Origin of the sequence: Janthinobacterium sp. 75 (assembly GCF_004365495.1) — a bacterium.
GTDB lineage: Bacteria > Pseudomonadota > Gammaproteobacteria > Burkholderiales > Burkholderiaceae_D > Janthinobacterium.
The window spans coordinates 2,135,886-2,156,008 of record NZ_SORD01000001.1; the positions used below are offsets into that span (position 1 = coordinate 2,135,886).

At 61.5% G+C, this 20,123-nt stretch carries 18 protein-coding genes and 1 tRNA gene; 11 read left to right on the forward strand and 8 right to left on the reverse strand.

The window, feature by feature from the left end; translation table 11 throughout:
* Positions 1–19 precede the first annotated feature (19 nt).
* Positions 20–1,483, forward strand: coding sequence for an efflux transporter outer membrane subunit (locus tag C8C89_RS09705; RefSeq protein ID WP_166674701.1), 1,464 nt, complete (start codon positions 20–22; stop codon positions 1,481–1,483).
* A gap of 8 nt (positions 1,484–1,491) precedes the next feature.
* Here C8C89_RS09705 and C8C89_RS09710 read toward each other — a convergent pair whose 3' ends face one another.
* Positions 1,492–2,409 (reverse strand): LysR family transcriptional regulator, encoded by a 918-nt coding sequence (locus tag C8C89_RS09710; protein WP_101482500.1) that lies wholly within the window; start codon positions 2,407–2,409, stop codon positions 1,492–1,494.
* A 112-nt stretch (positions 2,410–2,521) separates the two neighbouring features.
* On the opposite strand from C8C89_RS09710, the gene C8C89_RS09715 reads away from it, so the two are divergent.
* The 5 genes from C8C89_RS09715 (at position 2,522) to C8C89_RS09735 (ending at position 8,114) form a co-directional block, all read left to right on the forward strand.
* Positions 2,522–3,121, forward strand: a complete 600-nt coding sequence (locus tag C8C89_RS09715; RefSeq protein WP_133989643.1) for a short chain dehydrogenase — start codon at positions 2,522–2,524, stop codon at positions 3,119–3,121.
* A 114-nt stretch (positions 3,122–3,235) separates the two neighbouring features.
* The gene (locus tag C8C89_RS09720) at positions 3,236–4,969 is read left to right on the forward strand and encodes a hypothetical protein (protein ID WP_101482498.1); all 1,734 of its coding nucleotides are present in this window, start codon (positions 3,236–3,238) and stop codon (positions 4,967–4,969) included.
* Positions 4,970–5,120: 151 nt separating this feature from the next.
* Complete coding sequence (locus tag C8C89_RS09725) at positions 5,121–5,804, forward strand: hypothetical protein (protein ID WP_133989645.1); 684 nt, start codon at positions 5,121–5,123, stop codon at positions 5,802–5,804.
* A gap of 104 nt (positions 5,805–5,908) precedes the next feature.
* Positions 5,909–6,640, forward strand: coding sequence for a BON domain-containing protein (locus tag C8C89_RS09730; RefSeq protein WP_101482496.1), 732 nt, complete (start codon positions 5,909–5,911; stop codon positions 6,638–6,640).
* Positions 6,641–6,821: 181 nt separating this feature from the next.
* The gene (locus C8C89_RS09735) at positions 6,822–8,114 is read left to right on the forward strand and encodes an MFS transporter (RefSeq protein ID WP_133989647.1); all 1,293 of its coding nucleotides are present in this window, start codon (positions 6,822–6,824) and stop codon (positions 8,112–8,114) included.
* 55 nt (positions 8,115–8,169) lie between these two features.
* Here the strand turns inward: C8C89_RS09735 and C8C89_RS09740 are convergent, their stop codons facing one another.
* Complete coding sequence (locus tag C8C89_RS09740) at positions 8,170–10,338, reverse strand: S9 family peptidase (protein ID WP_133989649.1); 2,169 nt, start codon at positions 10,336–10,338, stop codon at positions 8,170–8,172.
* Positions 10,339–10,512: 174 nt separating this feature from the next.
* On the opposite strand from C8C89_RS09740, the gene C8C89_RS27160 reads away from it, so the two are divergent.
* Together C8C89_RS27160 and C8C89_RS09750 are read left to right on the forward strand one after the other, a co-directional pair.
* Positions 10,513–11,559 (forward strand): lysozyme inhibitor LprI family protein, encoded by a 1,047-nt coding sequence (locus C8C89_RS27160; protein ID WP_133989651.1) that lies wholly within the window; start codon positions 10,513–10,515, stop codon positions 11,557–11,559.
* 3 nt (positions 11,560–11,562) lie between these two features.
* Positions 11,563–12,066: a hypothetical protein gene (locus tag C8C89_RS09750; RefSeq protein ID WP_133989653.1), complete on the forward strand. Its 504-nt coding sequence runs from the start codon at positions 11,563–11,565 to the stop codon at positions 12,064–12,066.
* Positions 12,067–12,068: 2 nt separating this feature from the next.
* On the opposite strand, the gene C8C89_RS09755 is transcribed toward C8C89_RS09750, so the two are convergent.
* From C8C89_RS09755 to C8C89_RS09780, 6 genes are all read right to left on the reverse strand, one after another.
* Positions 12,069–12,467 carry a hypothetical protein gene (locus C8C89_RS09755; protein WP_133989655.1) on the reverse strand — a complete coding sequence of 133 codons (399 nt, stop codon included), beginning with the start codon at positions 12,465–12,467 and terminating at the stop codon, positions 12,069–12,071.
* Between the two features lie 195 nt (positions 12,468–12,662).
* A complete protein-coding gene (locus C8C89_RS09760; protein ID WP_166674702.1) occupies positions 12,663–13,520 on the reverse strand; it encodes an HNH endonuclease signature motif containing protein in 858 nt (285 codons plus the stop codon).
* A gap of 254 nt (positions 13,521–13,774) precedes the next feature.
* Positions 13,775–13,850 (reverse strand) — tRNA-Lys (locus C8C89_RS09765).
* Between the two features lie 68 nt (positions 13,851–13,918).
* Positions 13,919–15,682, reverse strand: coding sequence for a GspE/PulE family protein (locus C8C89_RS09770; protein ID WP_133989659.1), 1,764 nt, complete (start codon positions 15,680–15,682; stop codon positions 13,919–13,921).
* Between the two features lie 37 nt (positions 15,683–15,719).
* The gene (locus C8C89_RS09775; protein ID WP_101482490.1) at positions 15,720–16,508 is read right to left on the reverse strand and encodes a spermidine synthase; all 789 of its coding nucleotides are present in this window, start codon (positions 16,506–16,508) and stop codon (positions 15,720–15,722) included.
* Positions 16,509–16,605: 97 nt separating this feature from the next.
* Complete coding sequence (locus C8C89_RS09780; protein ID WP_101482489.1) at positions 16,606–17,118, reverse strand: glycine zipper 2TM domain-containing protein; 513 nt, start codon at positions 17,116–17,118, stop codon at positions 16,606–16,608.
* 400 nt (positions 17,119–17,518) lie between these two features.
* On the opposite strand from C8C89_RS09780, the gene C8C89_RS09785 reads away from it, so the two are divergent.
* From C8C89_RS09785 to C8C89_RS09795, 3 genes are all read left to right on the forward strand, one after another.
* On the forward strand, positions 17,519–17,917 hold the full coding sequence (locus C8C89_RS09785) for a barstar family protein (protein ID WP_101482488.1): 399 nt from the start codon (positions 17,519–17,521) through the stop codon (positions 17,915–17,917).
* A gap of 156 nt (positions 17,918–18,073) precedes the next feature.
* Positions 18,074–18,682 (forward strand): phosphoribosylglycinamide formyltransferase, encoded by a 609-nt coding sequence (gene purN / locus C8C89_RS09790; RefSeq protein WP_101482487.1) that lies wholly within the window; start codon positions 18,074–18,076, stop codon positions 18,680–18,682.
* Between the two features lie 21 nt (positions 18,683–18,703).
* Positions 18,704–20,023 (forward strand): RsmB/NOP family class I SAM-dependent RNA methyltransferase, encoded by a 1,320-nt coding sequence (locus C8C89_RS09795; protein WP_101482486.1) that lies wholly within the window; start codon positions 18,704–18,706, stop codon positions 20,021–20,023.
* The last annotated feature ends 100 nt before the right edge of the window (positions 20,024–20,123 follow it).

Genomic DNA, 20,123 nt, shown 5'->3' on the forward strand with positions numbered 1-20,123 from the left:
GAACAAGAAGGTATACACCATGCAAACAGTATTGACGAAAATTGCGCTGGCCGCTTCCCTTGCCGTGGCGCTCTCCGCCTGCGGTACAGTGGGCCAGGATTTTACCGCCCCGGCGAATGTGGCCGGCATCGACAACGGTGTTTTCCGCCACGGCGCTGCCGCAGCGGATGCAGCGCAGCTGCCCAAAGAGTGGTGGAGCATTTATGGCGACGCTACCCTGGACCGCCTGGAGCAAAGCGCGCTGCAGGATAATCCCAGCGTGAAAGCGGCGGGTGAGCGCCTGCTGCAGGCGCTGGCGCAAAGCGGCACGGCGCGCGCCAACCAGGGTCCGAGCGTCAACGTCAGCACCGGCATCTCGAATTCGCGCACTTCGGCCAACACCTCGCAGGGTCTGGCCCTGGGCAACCGCTCCATCAGCGGCAACAATTTTTCCGTGGGCGGCTCGCTGTCGTATGAAGTCGACTTGCTGGGCCGCGTGAAACGCATGGTCGAAGCGGCCGATTCGCAGGCGCTGGCGGCGCAGGCAGACCGTGACGGCGTGCTGCTGATGCTGTCGGCGCAAGTGGCCAGCAATTACTGGCAACTGCGGGGACTGGATGCGGAAATGGCGATCCTGAACGGTGCGCTCGACACGCGCCGCGAGTCGGCACAGCTGGTCGAAGCGCGCTTCAATGCGGGCCTGACGAATGAGCTGGACCTGGCGCGCGCAAAAGTCGAACTGTCGAATGCGCAAGCCGACCTGCATGAAGTCAAGCGCCAGCGCAACCAGCTGGAAAACAGCTTGGCCACCCTGACGGGCAAGCCGCCGTCGGCGCTGCAATTGCCGGTGGCCGCCGAGCCTTCCATCTTGCCGCTGCCGCCAGGTATCCCTGTCGGCTTGCCTGCCAGCCTGCTGGCGCACCGCCCGGACCTGGTCTCCAGCGTGGCGAACCTGCGCGCGGCGAACGCGCAAGTGGGCGTGGCCGAAGGCGCGTTTTACCCCTCGCTGCAATTGACGGGCAATTTCGGCTACGCCTCCGAAAAACTGCGCGACCTGGCGCAAGGCGGTTCGCGCCAGTTCAGCTTTGGCCCACTGGCCCTGTCCCTGCCCATCTTCGACGGTGGCCGCAACCAGGCCAACCTGGACTTGTCCAAGGCGCGCTATGCGGAAGCCGTGGCGAATCACGAAACGAAGCTGCTGACGGCCTTGCGCGAAGTGGAAGACGCCTTGTCCGACGTGGAGCAGCGCCAGTTGCAGGGCGACGCCCAGGCCCTGTCGCAGGCAGCGGCCGCGCGCGCCTACCTGGTGGCGCGCACGCGCTACGAGCGCGGCATTTCTACCTACCTGGATGTCACCGATGCCCAGCGCAGCTCGCTGGCAGCTGACCGTGCCGCCGTGCAGATCAAGACCCAGCGCTTGCTGGCGACCGTTGCCGTGGCCCGCTCTTTAGGTGCCGGCTGGCAGCCCGATGGCGAGCTGGCGAAGCTGGCAAAGGCCAACTAAGTTCTCAGTTACGTGAGCGTGGCCGGCGGCGGTGTCGCCGCTGGCCCGTAGCGTTCCAGCAGAAAGTCGATGAAGGTCGTCAGCTTGGGCGTGGGCTGGCGGTCGCGCGGATACAGCACATGCATCAGGCGCGGCGCCGGCACATAATCCTGAAGCAGCGGCACCAGGCGGCCCGCCGCGATATCGTCGGCCAGCAGGATTTCCGCCTGCATGACGATGCCGAAGCCGTGCAGGGCCGCCATGCGCAGCGCCTGCCCATTGTTCGAGCGGAAGCGGCTCTCGGCCGCCGCGCCATCGTGGCGCGCTTCCTTGCCGCTCAGGCGCCAGCGCATGTGGCGCGACCACTGCATGAAATCCACGCACTCGTGCCGCGCCAGGTCCTCCGGCGAGCGCGGCGTGCCGTGCCTGGCCAGGTAGTCGGGCGAGGCGCAGATCACCATCGCGTAAGGCCGCAAGGGGCGCGCCACCATGCCGGAATCGTCCAGCGCGCCGATGCGGATGGCCGCATCAAAACCTTCCTCCACCAGATCCACCATCCTGTCATTCAGATTCAGCTCCAGACTCACGTCTGGATAGGCCGTCAGATACTCGGCCAGCAGCGGCGCCATGCGTTCGCTGCCGAAGGAAACGGGCGCCGTGATTTTCAGCTTGCCGCGCGGCGTGGCCTGCATCGCTTCCGCGCCCGTTTCGGCTGCGGCGATCTGCGCCAGGATCTGGCGGCACTGCTCCACATACTGCTGGCCGATTTCCGTCAGGCTTTGCCGGCGCGTGGTGCGCGCCAGCAAGCGCGTGCCCAGCCGCTCTTCGAGCTGCCTGATGTGCTTGCCCACCATCACGGGCGAGATGTGGAAGGTGTCGGCGGCGGCCGTAAAACTGCCCTGGTCGACGACGGCGACAAAGATTTCCATGCTGCGCAATTTATCCATACACCTTGATTGCAAACTGTGGGTTGGTAATCTTATAAATTCTAGCGTATTTATTCCTTTTTGGAAGCGGCGCATACTGGCTTCATCGTTCAACCCCAGACAAGGAAGCAGCATGAAAATCGTCATCATCGGTGCCAGCGGCACCATCGGCACGGCCGTCGCGGCACAACTGGCGCAACGCCATGAAATCATCGAAGTGGGCAGCCGCAGCGGCACGCACCAGGCGGACATGGGCGACATTGCGCAAGTGCGCGCCCTGTTCAAGCGCATCGGCAAGGTCGACGCCGTCGTCGTCACGGCCGGCAAGCTGCATTTCGGTCCCCTGGCCGAATTTACTCCCGAGCAATTCCAGCTGGGCCTGGACAGCAAGTTGATGGGCCAGGTCAACGTGGCGCTGGTGGCGCAGGAATACCTGAACGACGGTGGCTCGATCACCCTGACCAGCGGCATCGTGGCCGAGCACCCGATCCGCTTCGGTGCGGCCGCCAGTATGACGAATGCGGCCGTGGAAGGCTTCGTGCGGGGCGCCGCCATCGAACTGGCGCGCGGCGTGCGCATCAATGTCGTCAGCCCCACGGTGCTGGCAGAATCGCTGGAAGCTTACGGTCCCTTCTTCTACGGCTTTGAGTCAGCCGCCGCCAGCCGTGTGGCCCTGGCTTACAGCCGCAGCGTGGAAGGGGCGCAGACGGGGCAGGTGTACAAGGTCTGGTAAGCGGCTTGCCATGCCATGGGGCAGGTGGGACAATCGCAGTCTGAGCAAGAAAGCGGTAGCGCGCCATCCGCGCCAGCCGCTTTTTTTTCTGAGAAAAATCTAACCGAGACCCCCATGAAAAAACTCCTGATTCCCCTGCTGATGGCCGCCGCCGTCGGCAGCGCCTGCGCCGCAACGCCAGCCGCCGCACCAGCAAGCCCGGCCACGGCGCAACAACTGACGGCCATGAGCGCCCGCTATGCGCCCGTTGAACTGACCGCCGATGTCACACACCTGTCCTTTGGCGACCGCCAGGCCATCGCCAAGCTGGTCGAAGCGGCCAAGCTGGTTGACGTGCTGCAACTGCGCCAGCGCTGGTCCGGCAATGAAGCGCTGTGGGCGGCCTTGAAGAAGGATAAATCAAAGCTGGGCCAGGCGCGCCTGAATTATTTCTGGATCAACAAGGGGCCATGGTCGGTGCTCGACGCGCACGCCTCGTTCATGCCCGCCAGCTATGCGGGCATCGCCATTCCCGCGCACAAGCCGGAAGCGGGTAATTTCTATCCGCAGGGCGCCACCAAGGCCAGCCTGGAAGCGTGGATGAGTGGCTTGTCGGCGGACGACAAGCAGCAGGCGCAATGGTTCTTCACGACGATTCGCGCGGGCAAGGATGGCAAATATCAGACCGTCAAGTATTCGGACGAGTACAAGGTGGAACTCAAGCAGCTGGCCAAGCTGCTCGACGAGGCGGCGGCCGCCACGGACAACGCGTCCCTGAAGAAATTCCTCACCTTGCGCGCCAAGGCTTTCCTCGACAACGACTATCTGCCGTCCGACTTCGCCTGGATGGACCTCGACTCGCCCGTCGACATCACCATCGGCCCGTATGAAACGTATAACGACGAGCTGTTCGGCTACAAGGCGGCCTTCGAAGCCTATGTGAATATCCGCGACCAGGCCGAGACGCAGAAGCTGAACTTCTTCGCCAAGCACATGCAGGAGCTGGAAGACAACCTGCCGCTCGATGCCCAGTACCGCAACCCGAAAGTGGGCGCGCTGGCACCGATGGTGGTGGTCAACCAGGTGTATGGCGCGGGCGACGGCAACATGGCCGTGCAGACAGCCGCCTACAACCTGCCCAACGACGAGCGCATCATCAGCGCGCGCGGTTCCAAGCGTGTGATGTTGAAAAACGTGCAGGAAGCCAAGTTCAAGGCCACCCTGACGCCGATCTCGAAACTGGTGCTGACCGCCGACGCGCAGCAGGACGTCGACTTCAATTCCTTTTTCACGCACATCCTCGCGCATGAAATCATGCACGGCCTGGGCCCGCACGCCACCGTCGTCGACGGCAAGCCATCGACGCCACGCCAGGACTTGAAGGAAGCATATTCGACCATCGAAGAAGCCAAGGCCGACATCACGGGCTTGTTTGCGCTGCGCTACATGATGGACAAGGGGCAGCTGAACGACACCCTGGGCCAGGGCGAGGCGGCCGAGCGCAAGCTGTACAACACTTTTCTCGCCTCCGGTTTCCGCACCCTGCATTTCGGCCTGACGGATTCGCATGCGCGTGGCATGGCCATCCAGATGAATTACATCCTCGACAAGGGCGGTTTTGTTTCCCTGGGCGACGGCAAGTTTGGCGTTGATTTTGGCAAGATCAAACAGGCCGTGATCGACCTGGACCGCGAATTTTTGACTATCGAGGCGACGGGCGACTATGCGCGCGCGCAAGCGTTGATGAGCAAGTACGTGGTGATTCGTCCGGAAGTGCAAGTGGCGCTCGACAAGATGAAAGCCGTGCCGAACGATATCCGTCCGGAATTCGTCACGGCCCGCGCCCTGGATAAAGCGACGAAGAAATAAATCCGCCCTGACGATTGTCAGTGTGAAAAGCCGGTGCTGCTGCACCGGTTTTTTTTCGTCTTTATTTGTGAATAGTTGCCAGTTTTTCCTTGTGGAAATATCTTCACCGCTTACTCTGCAGTGGTTGCATTCCTTTCTTGCCGTTGATCCCATGTTGAAACTGATTTCGCTGTTGAGTTTGCTTAGTGCCGCGCCTGCCATGGCGCATGCTCAGCTCACCGAACTGGAAAGCCGCTGGCTGCAGGCTGGCCAGCCCGTCATCGCCTTTGCCCGCGCGCAAGGCTTACCCATCGATATCATCGTGCAACCCCAGAATGCGCCCGGCGCCGTGCCGTTGGCGCTGGGCTACGAAGCGGGGCGCTGCAAGCTGGTCTTGTCGCTGCGCGGCAATGCACAGGCGGACAGTGTCTTGCAGGGCGTGCCAGTTGCGCGCCAAGGCATGATGATGGAAGCGATGACGGCGCATGAAATCGGCCATTGCCAGCGCTATGCCCAAGGTGACTGGCACGCCTTGCCACGCGGTTTTGTCGAGCCGCCCGGCAGGCAGCAGGACAAGCTGACATCGCTGGCGCAGGAGCTGCGCGAGACGCGCCGTGAAGAGGCTTATGCAGACCTGGTGGCCCTGGCCTGGATGCATGGACGCCACCCCGGGCAGTATCAGGAGGTACTGGCCTGGATGCGCGGCGTGCGCGCCGGCGGCGACAGCGCGGGCGGTTCGCACGCCACGCAGGCATGGCTGGCGCTGGCGGATGGTGCAGGTGCATTTGATGGGACCGCTTCATCATTTGAACAGGCGCAAGTATTGTGGCGAAAGGGCTTGAGCGGCGACAAATAAACGGTGAATTTTGCGCAGATGGCTAGTCAGCGTGTGCTGTCGCACGGAGCTTTGCGTCCGGCAGGGGTCTAATCTGGGCATCAACTAACCAGAGAGGAACCATCATGAACAAAATGATCGCACTCATGCTGGCCGCCAGTGCCAGCGCACTGCTTGCCGCCACGCCCGCGTATGCGCAGGATGCCTCGTACAAGAGTTTGACGGACAAGGCATCGGCCGACTACAAGCAGGCCAAGGCCGCTTGCGACAGCCAGAGCGGCAATGCGAAAAAAGTCTGCGTGGAAGAAGCCAGGGTGGCGCGCACCAAGGCCGACTCGGACGCCGTGGCCCAGTACCGTAACACGCCGCGCGAACTGGGCAAGGCCCGCAAGGATGTCGCCAATGCCGAGTATGACCTGGCCAAGGCCAAGTGCGGCGACCGCACGGGCGCCGACAAGACATCGTGCATGAACGATGCCAAGACGGCAAAAACGGCCGCGCTGGCCGACGCCAACACGGGCGCCACGGCTGGCACCAACGTGGCGCAGAATCCGCCTGCCACCATGAAGGAAAACTGTGACGCCATGGATGCGACGGCCAAGGCCGCCTGCATGACGCGCAATGCGGCCAGCAGCACCAAGGTGGCAGTGGAAGACTCTGTCATCACCACCAAGATCAAGGCGGACCTCGTCAAGGACAGTGACTTGAAAGCGCTCGACGTGCACGTGGAAACGGTGAACGGCGTCGTCATGCTCAGCGGCTTCGTGCCTTCCCAGGCGCAAGTGAAAAAAGCCGCCGACCTGGCGCGTGGCGTGGAAGGGGTGACGGATGTGAAGAATGGCTTGAAGGTGAAGTAATGTATGGAGTCAGACCCGCCGGGTCTGACTCCATGTCACAAGCTTGCAGCCAGGACTGGAGCCGCACGCAGCAGCGTCGCGCCAGTTTTTTTTGATTGTATAAATTACGATCATAATATAACATGAGAAAAATGCCGCCAGATGGCAATGATCGGCATCCACTTTTTCTCATGAGGACTGCATGCTTTCCTATCCTTTTTCGCAATGGCTGGCGCGCCGCGGCATGCACTTTGCCTGGGTCATCGTCGCCATCACCTTCCTCACCGCCTTGACCTCGTCTGCCGCGCTGGGCTTGCCGGGGGCGCTGATGCAACCCTTGAGCCGCGAGTTCGGCTGGGATGCCGAGCAGATTTCCTCGGCGCTGGCCGTGCGCTTCGTGCTGTTCGGTCTGATGGGACCGTTTGCCGCCATCCTGATGGAGCGCTTCGGCTTGCGCAATATCATCTGCGTGGCGCTGGGGCTGATCGCGGCTGGCATGCTGCTGGCCACGCGCATGACGCAGTTCTGGCACCTGGTGGCGCTGTGGGGCATCCTGCTGGGGCTGGGCTCGGGCATGACGGCCCTGGTCTTGAGTGCCGTGGTGGCCAACCGCTGGTTCGAGACGCACCGTGGCCTGGTGGTGGGCGTGCTGACGGCCAGCTCGGCCACGGGCCAGTTGCTGTTCCTGCCCGTGGGCGCCTGGCTGATCGAGCACTTCGGCTGGCGCACGGCCGTCATGCCCGTGTTTGCCGCCTGCACCATCGTCGCCGTGCTGGCCTTCCTGTGCATGCGCAACCGGCCGCAAGACCTTGCCTTGCGGCCCTATGGCGCCGATCCCGACACGCCCCTGGTGGTGGCGCCGGCGGCAGCAATGACGTTTGCCACGCCGTTCCTGATCTTGCGCAGCGTGGCGGCAAACCGCACTTTCTGGATACTCTTCGGCACCTTCTTCATCTGCGGCCTCAGCACCAACGGTCTGATCCAGACGCACTTCATCTCGCTGTGCGGCGATTCGGGCCTGTCCGCCGTGCCGGCCGCCTCCGTGCTGGCCATGATGGGCGCCTTCGACCTGTTCGGCACGATCTTGTCCGGCTGGCTGTCGGACCGCTATGACAACCGCAAATTGCTGTTCTGGTACTACGGCTTGCGGGGCTTGTCCCTGTTCTGGCTGCCGTATTCGGAATTCACCTTGTATGGCCTGTCGCTGTTCGCCATGTTCTACGGCCTGGACTGGATCGCCACCGTGCCGCCGACGGTGAAACTGGTGGGGGCCACGTTTGGCCGGGAGCGCGCGGGCATGGTGTTTGGCTGGATCTTCGCGGGCCACCAGCTGGGCGCCGCCGTGGCCGCCTATGGGGCTGGCCGCATCCGCACCCTGATGCTGACCTACAACCCGGCCCTGTTCGCGGCCGGCGCCGCCTGCCTGCTGGCCGCGCTGCTGGTGCTGGCGATACGACGGCAGACGGCGGCCGTGGCCACAGTCCAGCCCGCATGAAAAAAGCCAGGCCCGCGTGCGCGGAGCCTGGCTCTTCAAACAGCGCGCAGCAGGATTATTTTAAATACTTCGCCAGCCAGCCCTCGACTTCGCTATAGAAGAAACGGCTGTTCTCGCCCTTCAAGATCCAGTGGTTTTCGTCCGGGAACACCAGTAATTTTGCCGGCACGTTCAGGCGCTGTTGCACTGCAAAGTTCATCAAGGCATTGTTGGCCGGCACGCGGTAGTCGAGCTCGCCCACGGTGATCAGGATCGGTGTCGTGAAACCCGTGCCTTTTTCGTGGTTGCCTGCCTGCATGACGGGGCTTTGATCGCGCCATACGGGCAGGTTCGACCAGACGGGTCCGCCCGCATTGGTTTCACGGCCGAAGCCGCCATCACTGGTGCCCCATTGCATGATCAAGTCCATTTCGCCCGCGTGCGAGACGATGGCCTTGTAGCGCGTGGTGGTCGCTTGCAGCCAGTTGGCCAGGTGGCCGCCATAGCTGGCGCCGCCGGCGGCCAGTTTCGTGCTGTCGATGAAGGCGTATTTCTTGATGGCTTCATCGACGCCCTGGTTGATTTCATCGCCCGGGCCTTTCAATGGGTCGAATTGAATCGAGCGCGAGAATTCCTCGCCATAGCCGGTGGAACCCTTGTAGTCGGTCAGCAGCACGACATAGCCTGGTTTGGCCAGCAAGTGATAGTTCCAGCGCAGCACGAACTGGTCGCGCCACATGCTGGCCGCGCCGCCGTGGATGACGGTAAACAGCGGATATTTCTTGTTCGGGTCAAAGTTGGCCGGCTTGACGAGCATATTGTGGATCTGGCGGCCGTCGGCCGTGGTGAACCAGAAGTGCTCGGGCGCCTGCCAGTCGATTTTACTTGCCTTGTCCGTGTTGAAGGCCGTCAGCCGCTTCGGCTGCTTGCCGTTGAAGGCATAGATTTCCGGCGGGTTGATGGACGACTCCCACACGCCGACCAGGGCCTTGCCGCCGCTGCTCAGCGAATTGATGCTGCCCGTCGGCGAGGATGGCTCCTCGCGCACGTCACCACCGCTGGCGTCGATCGAGTACAGCTTTTCCAGGCCCGCGTGTTCATAGCTGAAGATGACGCGCTTGCCGCCCTCGGGCAGCACATAGCGCGAAATCGAACGGTCCAGCTTGGCCGTCAGGATGGTCGGTGCAGGGTTGCTCATCGGCCAGGCGAAGCTGGCCAGGCGCTTCACGTCATATACCTTGCCCGGTGTTTGCGCGTCGCTCAAGGCGAACAGGGTCTTGCCATCGGCAGCGAATTTCAGGGAACCGTAGCTATGTTTGTCCTGCGTCAAACGCTGCGCTTCGCCGCCCGCCAAGGGCAGCAAATACAGTTGTGAGTAGACGGCTTCGCGCTGGGCTGCATCGCGGTTGGTGGCCGCGTTGAAAACGACGGCCTTGCCATCCGGCGTCCAGACGGCGTCCAGCGATTGTCCCTCGTCGCCCTGGCCCCCGCCAAAGCCCGGCAGGGTGACCAGTTGCGTGCCCGACAGGATGTCGCGCGCTGTGTTTTCACCTCGGGCAGCAGCGTTGGCGTCGACGATGAACAGGCGCACCTGCTTGTCGGTCAGCCATTTGTCGAAATAGCGGGGCGCCGTCGTTTCATACGAGCGGGCGCTGACTTTGCGCTCCTTGCGTTCTTTCGCGCTTTGCTTGACGTCGGCTTCCGTCTTGTTGCCTGGATAGATGTCGCTGATGAACAGCAATTGCGTGCCATCCGGGCTCCATTTCGGCATGCGTGCGCCCAAGGTGAGCGAGGTCAGGCGTTGCGCTTCGCCGCCAGCGGCCACGTCGAGGCGGTAGATCTGACCCGCTTCATCGCCATCGCGCTTGGCGACGAACACCAACTGGCGGCTGTCCGGCGACCAGGCCACGGCGCTTTCGCCGCCTTTGGAAGAGGTCAGGCGGCGCGCTGGGCTGTCGTCTAGCAGCGACTTGATCCACAGGTCCGACCATTGCTCCTTGCTATCGTAGGCGCTGTCGATGACGGAAAACACAGCCCATCGCCCGTCCGGGCTGGCGACAGGGGCACCCACCCGTTTCATCAGCCACACGTCTTCGTGCGTGATGGCATGTTTGACTTGCGTTTGCGTGGTGGCAACGGGGATAGCCGTCGTGGTATCGGCGGCGTGGACGGTCATTGCCAGCGAGGCGCAGGCTGCTGCGATCAGCAGGGAGCCGAGGGAACGGCGAAGACGGGGTAAGGTCATGGGCGTGGTCCGGGAAGTGAAAAAAGTATAGCGGGCAACATTATTGCCCATGGCTTCCTGCCCTGCCAAGGCTGAGTACCGTTACTTACCAGGCGCGATGGGCGTGTATCGGGCGGGCGCAGCTTGGCTGATCAGTTAAACTTGCCGCTTTACTCACGCTGGCGCTGCTTGAACATGAAAACTTGTCTATCCTTATTGAAAACGCTATTGCTGGGTGCCGGCGCGCTGCTTGCCAGCCCGGGTTTTGCCGCTGCCGCCGCACCGTACCCGAATACCAGCGCCATGGGCGTGGGCCAGGCGGAAAGCACGGCCTGGTATGCGGGCTGCCTGAAGGTCAAGGATGCGGCGCCGCCGCCGGCCGACCTGCCGGCGCCGTCCTCCGTGGCTGCTTTGCAGCAGTGCCAGGCAACAGACCTGTATTACGATACCAAGAGTATGTCCTCGCCCAAGCCGGCCGACTGGCGTCCCGTGCGTCATTGCGCGATGGCAACGCAGAACAGCGCCGTCTTGATGATGCTGTACCAGAATGGACAGGGCGTGCAGAAAGACCCGTTGCTGGCGCTGAAGTATGCGTGCAGCATCGATGCAGCGCCCGCCGAGATGCGGGGGCGCATCGAACACTTGCAGCAGATCAATGCCAGCGGGCGCGGCATGATCGACTTGTGCGACGACATCACCAGCGGCTACATGATGGGCGTGTGCAGCGCCATCGATGCGCGGCAAAAGCAGCGCGTGCGCGCGCAGGCAACAGACAAAGTCAGTGCGGGCATGCCGGCAGTGGCGCAAGCATCACTGCAAAAGCTGCAGACGGCAACAAGCAAGTTTGCCGATGCGCGCGCCGCTAATGAAACGGATTTGAGCGGCACGGCGCGCGCCGCCCTGAGCATCGCCGCCCGCACGGCAGAGCTCGACCAGCTGGCGCACGATTTGCGCGAGTACGAAGCGGGCAAGCTGCCGCCAAGCATGTCCAGGGAGCAGGCGGCGGCGCTCGACAAGGAACTCAACGCCATCTACGGCAAGCTCATGAAAAAGCCGGCGGAAACCTATGCGGGCGCCGTGGGCAAGGATGGCATCCGCGCCACTCAGCGCCTGTGGCTGGCTTACCGCGATGCCTGGATGAATTTCGGCGCCGTGCGCTATCCGTCCGTGACGAGCGAGACCTGGGCCGGCCTGCTGACGGTGCGGCGCAATGCCCAGTTACAAGATTTGCTGGAGAATTGAAGCATGCGCGAAGCGTATTATCACGAAGACGATTTTTGCATGATCGAACTGCTGCCGCTGGATAATTTACAGCACTGTTTGACGCAGATGGGCGAACAGCAGGCGTTCGCCGACGCGCACCGCAGTGGCGCCGGCTGGACGGCCATGTACGTGCCCGAGGCGCCGCCGTCGCAGATGCGCGTACTGGGCCTCACGGCCGATCAGCTGCGGCTGGCGCTGGCGGACACCTTGCCGCCGTATGACGCCGTCTACACGGGCTACAGCAGTTACCGGGTGGAATGCAAGAACGTGCTGGCCTTTGGCGGCGACAAGACGGAGACCTTGTTTGCCGGCCTGGATGACAAGGGCATCGTGTGCGACCTGTGGTGCAGCGATGGCATGCCTGAGCTGTTGCTGCTGCCCTTGAAAGAACAGTTGCTGCTGGCCGACTGGGGCGCGGGTTTTGTCTGTCCGCTGGCTGATGGCGACTTGTTCGCGCGCTATCTGCAGGAATACGAACTCGATTAATACTATTCGCAGGCGATGGCGTTCGGTTGCGCCACCTTGATGACCGATGCCAGGCGCGCCATGTCGTTGCCGTCGCCCTGTTCCACATACGGTTGATACGTATCAATGACGATGCGCGCACGCGCTTGCCAGCCGCAATTGTCGGCCTGGCGCGCGGGTACGCGCAGCTGGCGGCGCGCTTCGGCATCGTTGCTGAAACAAAACCATGCAGCGTGCGAAGCCGCCGGCCGGGGCAATCGGCCCCATTGCGCCTTGTCGGGCGCGAAGCAGACGCGGTTGCCGATGATTTCCAGGCTCATCTCGTCCGTGCGCGCGCTGTACAGGCCGTCGAGCACAATGGGCGGCTGTGCCTGGGCCTGTCCCGGGAACTGGCAGAGCAGCGTGCCGAGGGCGTAAGCCATAGCCAGGCAAGCTTGTCTGTTTTTAGCGTGGAATTGCTGTAAATGGTTCACGATAGGTAGGCGATAGAAAATATGAATCAGGTGGACAAGCTGGCCGCGACAGGTTTAGCGGCACCCGGCCGTGGGTATTGATCCTTCAGTATAGCGTTTTCGACATTCTGCCTTTGTATGGGCAAATGCCTTATCCGTGGGCTCTCAATGGTCTTCCAGAAGCGCACCATGCATGCGCCAATGCTCGTCAATGCGCCTGGACGCTTCCTGTGTAAATAAATCCGTGCAGTTAATGATGGATACCACATCGAGCTGCTCGACGAAGTAACGGGCATTGTCGGCAGCTTGCTTGGCCGGGCTAAATAATTTTTGCTCCGTCGTGATATCGCCTGTGATAAAGCCCAAATCCGTGCGCATGCTGATTTCATCCTCGAGTCCATGACGGATATTTTTCGTGGTGGTGATTTCGATATAGCAGCGTTCCAGGGATTGTACGAAGGCGACGGATGTCAGGTCGCTGCGCATGAAATTTTTATATTTGTTCATGAGGTGCGGGAGGATTTCAATGGAGGTAATCCCATTCTTGTCCGTTTGTACGCCACGTAGGGCCGTACTCGTGTTGCTTTGTCTCACGGTCGCTTCCCATTTTTTCTTGCTGGCTTTGAGCTGGTCCTTGGTAATGCCCAGGGTTAAGCCCGAACTGTGATGCGCGAGGTCATGGTCGTTTGGACATAGCACGATCAGATTCGCATAGCTATTGTCCTTGCTGATTTCATACTCTTCGATGTGATGCACTACGTAGGCCACGCCTTTGCCGCCTTTGCACATATTGCATATATAGTTGCTGTTGTCGAGAAGGCGAAACAGGGTGTCGGCAGGAATTTCTGCCCGCACCAGCGCTTGTTTGAGAAATTTCGCTTCAGCCTGACTGAAACCATAGGTATCCATCAGATTTTTCTGGCTGATCGTTCTGGTACTTGTGACGGTCAGGCCCGCAGTGACGGCCCTTTGCGCCAAATCTGAAGCCACCCCATATTGCAGGAATTTTTCTACCTTGCTCATTGCATCTCCGGTTGTCATGTGTCGGCAATCATTATGCGTGCAGCGCAGTGTTGCCTGAGAGGCGCACCTGCCATAGCTTGCTTGCTGTAATCTTAACTTACAAGATATAGTTATTGATGGCAATTGCTGATGCTTTGCTGCCATGCCGGGGCGAGACTTGCAAGTGGGATTGGCGTGGGGATTTGTTGACGACAGGTACGCTGAATGCAAAAAAGCCAGGCTCAAGGCCTGGCTTTTCTGGTACTGCGCATTCGTGGTAGGCCGTGCGGGATTCGAACCTGCGACCAACGGATTAAAAGTCCGCTGCTCTACCAGCTGAGCTAACGACCCGAAAGAGGCCGCATTATATATCAGTTGAAAAAGAATGCAAAGCATTCCTGTTAGAAAGTGCTGACCTGCTAAGGCAGGGCTGCCGTGAGCTTCAGCACTTCGTCGATGCTGGTCGTACCATCGATGATCTTGCGCGCGCCGGCGATGCGCAGCGGCGTCATGCCGTCGAGGATGCTCTGGCGGCGCAAGGCATGCAGGTCGGCGCCCGCCTTGACCAGCTGGCCGAATGTTTCCGTCACGCTCAGCAGCTCATAAATGCCGGCGCGCCCCAGGTAGCCGCTGTGCCGGCACTGGGCGCAGCCGACGGGGCGGTACATGGCGTCGGGCCGTTCCAGCTGGCCGCCCGTCAGTCGCTGCCATGGCGCGGCGCCCGGGGCGGCATCGAGCTGCTTGCAGTCCGGGCACAGGCAGCGCAGCAGCCGCTGCGCCAGCACGCCGGCCAGGCACGCTTCCAGCAGGTAGGCGGGCAAGCCCAGTTCCAGCAGGCGCATGACGGCCGAGGGAGCGTCGTTGGTGTGTAGTGTCGACAGCACCAAATGGCCCGTCAGCGCCGCCTGCATGGCCATCTCGGCCGTGGCCAGGTCGCGGATTTCTCCCACCATGATGATGTCGGGGTCTTGCCGCAACAGCGCCCGTACGCCATCGGCAAACGACAGTTCGATGCCAGCCTGGGTTTGCACCTGCATCTGGTTGAAGGCCGGTTCCACCATTTCGATGGGGTCTTCCACCGTGCACACATTGACTTCGCTACTGGCCAGCGCCTTCAAGGTACTGTACAGGGTGCTGGTCTTGCCCGATCCGGTGGGACCCGTGACCAGCACGATGCCGTGCGTGCGTGCCGTCAGCTGGCGCCAGCGTTCGGCATCTGCAGGCGGAAAGCCCAGGTCAAACAGGCTCTTGACGGCCACTTCCGGGTCGAAGATGCGCATGACGAGCTTTTCGCCGAAGGCCGTGGGCAAGGTGGACAGGCGCAGCTCGATTTCCTGGCCCTGCGCATTGCGCGTCTTGATGCGGCCGTCCTGGGGGCGGCGCTTTTCCACCACGTCCATGCGCCCCAGCAACTTGATGCGCGCCGTCATGGCCAGCAATACCACGGGCGGCAACTGGTAGGCCTGGTAAAGCCGGCCATCGATGCGCAGGCGCACGAAGCCAGCGTCGCGCTTCGGTTCCAAATGGATGTCGGAGGCGCGCTGGGCAAACGCGTATTGCCACAGCCAGTCGACGATGCGCACCACGTGCTGGTCGTTGGCGTCGAGGCTGGTCTTGTTGCGTCCCAGCTCCACCAGTTGCTCGACATTCTGGCGCAGCGCCAGGTCTTGCGTGGACGCTTGCCGGGCGACCTTGACAGAACTGGCCAGACTGAAAAATTGCGCGATGGCATCGGCAATGTGCAGCGGGTTGGCAATGACGAGGCTCAGCTTGCGGGGCGCCAGCTTTCCCAGCTGCGCCTGCCAGGCGAGCGCGTAGGGCTGGGCCGTGGCGATGACGATGCGCTCCGGCGTGCTTTCCACGGGCAGGATGTTGAAGCGGGCCGCATAGCTGGCCGTCATGACATCGGCCACCTGGCTGAAATCGATGTGCAAGGGATCGATGCGCATGTACGGCAGGCTGGCCCGCCGCGCCAGCCATGCGCACAGGATATCGAGCGTCAGCGCGCCATGCGCGATGCTGCACAGCGGATGCAAGGCAGGCGCCGGCAGCTGGGCGGCCTGGGCGTCGATGGCGGCCGCTTGCGCCGCGTCGAGCAAGCCGTCGTGCTGCAGCCAGGCCAGAAGTTGCGCCAGTTCCAGCGGCGCAGCCGGAGGAGGGAGAAGAGGAGCGGAGTCTGGCATGGCCGGCGCCTTTCCAGGCTGCCGGCCTTGCCGGCGGTTACAGGGTGCTGACGATGCCCTTGACCCAGGTCTTGGCGGGCAGCTTGGTCTCGGCGACGATCTGCTTGGCGCGTTCCAGCAGGGCCGCTTGCGCTTCGGCATCGAGTGCCACTTTCGTCTTGAACGCGATCGCCACCACATTCCCATCATGGACTTCCGGCAGGCAGATCACCTGTGCAAACGCAAACTTCATCGCCTTGATGTTCTTCGCGTAGCTGGGGTGGTCGCCAAACAGGTTCACCGTCATGATGCCGTGCGGCGCCAGACAGGCGCAGCAGGCGGCATAGAAATCGGCGCTGTCGAGCACGGGACCGCGCGCCGTGGCGTCATACAGGTCCACTTGCAGGGCGTCCAGGGTGCCGTGGTTGGCGTCGTCGTTGACGTAGTCGAGCGCATCCATCTCGCGCACGTGCAGGCGCTCGTCGTTGGGCGGCAGCTTGAACATCGAGGCGCAGATGGTGATGACGGACGGGTTCAGTTCGATGGCTTCGACTTGCGCCTGCGGGAACTGGCGGTAGCAGAACTTGGTCAGCGCGGCCGTGCCCAGGCCCAACTGAGCCAGGCGCTGAGGTTGTTCGATCCACAGCATCCACGCCATCATCTGTTGCGCGTATTCGAGCTCAGGCCAGTCCGGCTTGCGGATGCGCATGGCGCCCTGCACCCATTCCGTGCCGAAATGCAGATAGCGCACGCCATCCATTTCGGACAGGGTGACAGGGGCATAGCGGGGCTTGCGCGCGGGGCGCGAGGATTCGACTTGTTCGATGGATTTTCGTTTGATAAGCATAAGGCGGCCTGAAAGTGTGCCGCATTATAGCCCGTGCCGAGGCGCCATAAAAAATGCCAGCCGCTGGGGCTGGCATGGTACAGGCCGGTTATCGCGCTTACTGTTGTGCTGGCTCGATCGAGACACGCAGACGAACTCTTTCGCCCGGATCATAGGACATGATGCTCGTGTAGTTGCGGCCGCGGTAGTCGTAAGTAACCTGATAGCCATTGTTGCGCGATTCCCAATGGTCGACCTGGCGGCATTGCTTGACGGCTTGTTCCTGCATGCCGCCCTGGTAGTTGTTCTGGTTGTCGACACGGTCGCCGACGACGGCGCCGGCAATCGCGCCAGCCGCCGCGGCGGCCGTGCGGCCATTGCCGCCACCGACCTGGCTACCGAGCAGGGCACCGGCGATACCGCCGACGATGGAGCCGCCAGCGCTGCGCTGTTGCGGCGGCGCCTGCACTTGCACGTATTCCGTACGGCATTCCTGGCGTGGACGATTGATCTGTTCCACTTGCGGCACAACGCGCACGACTTTGCCGAAATCTTCAAAGTCGGCAGCCTGAGCGAGTGGCAATGCGCCGAGACAAAGGGCTGACATCATCAATTTGGCTTGCAAGTTCATTTGTAACCTCATTATGTAGAGAATCTTTCAGGGTATTTTTTACAACTTGGGACTATAGTAATCCCGCCAGCAAGAGGCAAGTGTTTCGCATGGCAACAAAATGTAACAGCCCAAGCCCCTTGCCCCACAGTCTGTAACATGCACTTTCAATCGATACATGATGTTGAATGACTTGAAACTAGCGGTTTGTAACAAATCTTGCGTTTGACATCATATTCGGGTTGATTCATACAGGACAACACGTTACCCTAATACGCGTATGGCTTATATAAAATCGCACTGAATCGCATAAAAGTTGATACAGATCGAATCACCGCGTGCGCATTGACCCGCGTGCGGGGATGCAATAAGAAGAGCAGATAGAACAAATCCATACATAACAGGTCGATTTGAGGGAAAAATGAGTTTGTTACTAACCGTGCCGCCCAACCTTGTCCAGTCCATCCGTGCCTTTCGCGTGACCGAGTTACAAGACGAGGCGATCCGTCTCGGGCAGCACTTTTTATATGCGCATTGCCACGCTGGACAGACCAAACAACAAGTCATCGGCATTATTGCAGAAGCATTCCTGTTTCCGAAGAACCTGGCGAAGAATTTCGATGCCCTGCGTCTGTGCCTGACGGATACCATGCACAAGGCCGGCACGCAAACGGGCTTCCTGGTGGTGCTGGAGCAATTGCCAAATACGCAAAAATTTGACAAGGAAGCGCGCGAGATCCTGCTCGACGTGTTCCGCGACGCGGCCGACTATTGGGCCGAGAAGAAAGTGCCGTTCCGCGTCTTCTATTCGTTCGAGTAAATACTTACTCTTGCCGTGGCGCCGTAAAACCGGGCTCTCGTGCAAATGATAATCGGCATTGCCGGGCGGCTGCGGCGCGCCGGCGCTCATGTTGCGCCGCAACAATAATACCGGCCTTTCTAGATTCGCATCGCCATAGCGGGTACAATGCGCGCTATGAAAAATATCGTTATCCTCATTTCCGGACGCGGCAGCAACATGGAAGCGGTCGTACGCGCGGCGCAAGCCGAGCAATGGCCAGCCCGTATTGCCGCCGTCATCAGTAACCGGGCCGACGCCCAGGGATTGGTTTTTGCCGCGGAACATGGGATAGCGACGGCAGTCGTTGCCAACAAGGATTATGCCAGCCGCGAGCAGTTTGATGCGGCGCTGCAAGCCGTGATCGACGGCTTCGCCCCCGACCTGGTCGTGCTGGCCGGTTTCATGCGCATCCTGACGCCGCCTTTCGTCGACCATTACGCGGGGCGCATGCTCAATATCCACCCGTCGCTGCTGCCGCTGTTCCCGGGCATGGCGACGCACCGCCAGGCGCTCGAGGCGGGTGTGACGGAACACGGCGCGACCGTGCATTTCGTGACTGCCGAGCTCGATCATGGCCCGGCCGTGGCGAGTGCGGTGGTGCCAGTCTTGCCAGGCGACACAGAAGACAGCTTATCGGCGCGCGTGCTGGTACAGGAACATCTGCTTTACCCGCGCGCCATCCGCCTGTTCATTGACGATAAACTGTCAGTCGAGCATGGCCAGGTCCGCGTGGACCCTCAATAAAATATTACAGGAAGAATAACAATGAGATTGCCACCAGCGATACTTGCCAATGCTGAAGAAGTATTGCGCGAAATTTTACGTTTCACGGCCCCGGCCGACACGACCCTGTCGCGCTATTTCCGCGACCATCCGCGCCTCGGTTCGCGCGAACGCGGCGCCATCGCCGAAGGCATTTATGCCGTACTGCGCAACAAATCGTTCTTTACCGATTTCGCCGAAGCGGGCAGTGGCCCCACCATGCGTCGTTTGACCATCCTCGGCCTGGCCGAAGCCGTCGGCGCCGATTCGCTGGGCGGCTTGACGGAAGAAGAAGTGGAATGGCTGGAGCGCATCACACAGATCGACCGCAGCCTGATGCCGTCGAACATGCGCGCCAACATGCCAACCTGGCTGTTCGACAAGCTGATCGCCCAGTTCGGCGAAGCGGAAACCATGAAGCTGGCCGATGCGCTGAACGCGCCGGCGCCGCTGGACTTGCGCGTCAATTCGCTCAAGGCGACGCGCGAAGACGTGATGCTGGCCCTGGCCGAAGCACCTATCCTCAGCACCCCGACGCCCTATGCGCCGCTGGGCTTGCGCGTGATCAAGAAGCCTTCGCTGCAAAACATGCCTTTGTTCCAGAGCGGCGCCATCGAAGTGCAAGATGAAGGCAGCCAGATCCTGTCGCAAATCGTCGGCGCCAAGCGTGGCGAGATGGTGGTTGATTTCTGTGCCGGCGCGGGCGGCAAGACCTTGGCACTGGGCGCGCTGATGCGCAACACGGGCCGTTTGTATGCGTTCGACGTGTCGGAAAAGCGTCTGGCCAAGCTGAAGCCGCGCATGGCCCGCAGCGGCCTGTCGAACGTGCATCCGGTGCAGATCGCGCATGAGCGCGATGCCAAGATCAAGCGCCTGGCCGGCAAGATCGACCGCGTGCTGGTCGATGCCCCGTGCAGCGGCCTGGGCACCCTGCGCCGCAATCCGGACGTGAAATGGCGCCAGCAGCCGAACTCCATCGTCGAACTGCAAGCCAAGCAGGCAGCCATCCTGGCCGGCGCGGCGCGCCTGGTCAAGGGCGGCGGGCGCCTGGTGTACGCTACCTGCAGCTTCCTGAACGAAGAAAACGATTTTATCGCCGAGCAATTCCTGGCGGCCCATCCGGACTTCACGCTGGTGCCGATGAGCAAGGTGCTGGCTGAACAGAAGATCGACCTGGAAATGGGTGACTACCTGAAATTGCTGCCGCATCTGCACCAGACCGACGGCTTCTTCGCCGCCGTGTTCGAGCGCAAGGTCATGCCGAAAAAAGTCTACGCCGATGAAAAACCGGCCGACGACGTTGACGCTGAACAAGCCGAGTAAGCCTGTCACGGGCCGCCGCTGCACCCTGCAGTGGCGGCTTTCAATGCCGCCAGCCCGCCTGGCTGCATGGGTGCGATGCCCATCCGTACCACTTCTGTCC

Coding starts and splice junctions, on each gene's coding strand:
- C8C89_RS09705 (WP_166674701.1), top strand. CDS start 20: ATGCAAACAGTATTGACGAAAATTGCGCTGGCCGCTTCCCTTGCCGTG.
- C8C89_RS09710 (WP_101482500.1), bottom strand. CDS start 2,409: ATGGATAAATTGCGCAGCATGGAAATCTTTGTCGCCGTCGTCGACCAG.
- C8C89_RS09715 (WP_133989643.1), top strand. CDS start 2,522: ATGAAAATCGTCATCATCGGTGCCAGCGGCACCATCGGCACGGCCGTC.
- C8C89_RS09720 (WP_101482498.1), top strand. CDS start 3,236: ATGAAAAAACTCCTGATTCCCCTGCTGATGGCCGCCGCCGTCGGCAGC.
- C8C89_RS09725 (WP_133989645.1), top strand. CDS start 5,121: ATGTTGAAACTGATTTCGCTGTTGAGTTTGCTTAGTGCCGCGCCTGCC.
- C8C89_RS09730 (WP_101482496.1), top strand. CDS start 5,909: ATGAACAAAATGATCGCACTCATGCTGGCCGCCAGTGCCAGCGCACTG.
- C8C89_RS09735 (WP_133989647.1), top strand. CDS start 6,822: ATGCTTTCCTATCCTTTTTCGCAATGGCTGGCGCGCCGCGGCATGCAC.
- C8C89_RS09740 (WP_133989649.1), bottom strand. CDS start 10,338: ATGACCTTACCCCGTCTTCGCCGTTCCCTCGGCTCCCTGCTGATCGCA.
- C8C89_RS27160 (WP_133989651.1), top strand. CDS start 10,513: ATGAAAACTTGTCTATCCTTATTGAAAACGCTATTGCTGGGTGCCGGC.
- C8C89_RS09750 (WP_133989653.1), top strand. CDS start 11,563: ATGCGCGAAGCGTATTATCACGAAGACGATTTTTGCATGATCGAACTG.
- C8C89_RS09755 (WP_133989655.1), bottom strand. CDS start 12,467: ATGGCTTACGCCCTCGGCACGCTGCTCTGCCAGTTCCCGGGACAGGCC.
- C8C89_RS09760 (WP_166674702.1), bottom strand. CDS start 13,520: ATGAGCAAGGTAGAAAAATTCCTGCAATATGGGGTGGCTTCAGATTTG.
- C8C89_RS09770 (WP_133989659.1), bottom strand. CDS start 15,682: ATGCCAGACTCCGCTCCTCTTCTCCCTCCTCCGGCTGCGCCGCTGGAA.
- C8C89_RS09775 (WP_101482490.1), bottom strand. CDS start 16,508: ATGCTTATCAAACGAAAATCCATCGAACAAGTCGAATCCTCGCGCCCC.
- C8C89_RS09780 (WP_101482489.1), bottom strand. CDS start 17,118: ATGAACTTGCAAGCCAAATTGATGATGTCAGCCCTTTGTCTCGGCGCA.
- C8C89_RS09785 (WP_101482488.1), top strand. CDS start 17,519: ATGAGTTTGTTACTAACCGTGCCGCCCAACCTTGTCCAGTCCATCCGT.
- purN (WP_101482487.1), top strand. CDS start 18,074: ATGAAAAATATCGTTATCCTCATTTCCGGACGCGGCAGCAACATGGAA.
- C8C89_RS09795 (WP_101482486.1), top strand. CDS start 18,704: ATGAGATTGCCACCAGCGATACTTGCCAATGCTGAAGAAGTATTGCGC.